The sequence below is a fragment of the Phocaeicola sp. RTP21198st1_B8_RTP21198_201120 genome, assembly GCF_040929485.1.
In the GTDB taxonomy this organism is placed as follows: Bacteria; Bacteroidota; Bacteroidia; order Bacteroidales; family Bacteroidaceae; genus Phocaeicola; species Phocaeicola dorei.
Map to the genome: position 1 here is coordinate 1 of NZ_JBCOCI010000450.1, position 1,176 is coordinate 1,176.

A 1,176-nucleotide genomic window follows, 5' to 3' on the forward strand; every position below is an offset into this window, starting at 1 on the left:
TTGTCGCAAGTCCAACAGGCGTTATTCCAATAATAAAGCTATGTGTAAGATTGAGTTAGATAAAATATACAATGAAGATTGTATCGAAGGAATGAAACGTATTCCAGATAAAAGCATTGATGCTATAATATGCGATCTTCCATACGGTACCACTCAAAGTAAATGGGATACAATAATTCCATTTGAACCTCTATGGGAACAATACAAACGTATCATTAAAGACAATGGGGCTATTGTATTGTTTGGTGCGGAACCCTTTTCCAGCTATTTAAGACTAAGTAATATCGATTGGTATAAATATGACTGGGTTTGGGACAAAGTGAAAGGAGTTGGCTTTCTAAATGCTAAGAAGCAACCTCTCCGTAATCATGAATTGATTAGTGTATTCTACAAAAAGCAATGTACCTATAATCCTCAAAAAACATCTGGTCATGAAAGGAAAAAAACTTTCAGATCAAAAAACTGCCAAACAGAAGTGTACGGAGCAATGAATCAGGATTACCATTATGATTCAACAGAAAGGTATCCGCGTAGTATACAAATCTTCAAAACTGATACACAGAACTCTTCGCTTCATCCTAACCAAAAGCCACTGAAGTTGTTGGAATATCTTGTTAAGACTTATACTAATGAAGGCGAAATTGTATTAGATAATTGCATCGGAAGTGGTACCACTGCTGTAGCCTGTATAAATACTAATAGACATTTTATCGGCTTTGAAAATTTGGGAAAGCATTATTATACAGCCTGTGAACGTGTATTACAGGCTATGCGAGAACCCAAATTAGCATTATAAACTAACGTAAAACAAGAATAGAAAGGAACATTATGAAAAAAGTAAATTCTCCAGTCGTTTCAGTGAGTCTGAATAGCTATCATCAGCTGTCTGATGCAAATGAACAAACAGGTCTTTCAAACAATTCCACTGACGCATATCTCCAAAATGAAGAATTATCTTCCATAGGTGGGGATTCTCAACGAACAATGGGAACATCCTTGCCGCCAGTGCATTGTAGTAATCTCGGTGATGTACAGGTTGCTTTAAAATCTGGAGCCAAAGATGTAGAAATCCCCGATAATGTGTATCGCGAACTAATTGAGGCTGCTGAGAAAGGAGGTCATTTAGATAATCCTGGTGAGCTGGGGCAAAATGGCGGCATACTATTAGATTACAAC

General features: G+C 36.9%; 2 protein-coding genes. Both read left to right on the forward strand.

Annotated features, from left to right (window positions below; genetic code table 11):
• The coding region (locus AB5935_RS27180; protein ID WP_368327999.1) for a site-specific DNA-methyltransferase at positions 1–796 on the forward strand (796 nt) is incomplete at its 5' end.
• Between the two features lie 32 nt (positions 797–828).
• The coding region (locus AB5935_RS27185) for a hypothetical protein (protein WP_368328000.1) at positions 829–1,176 on the forward strand (348 nt) is incomplete at its 3' end.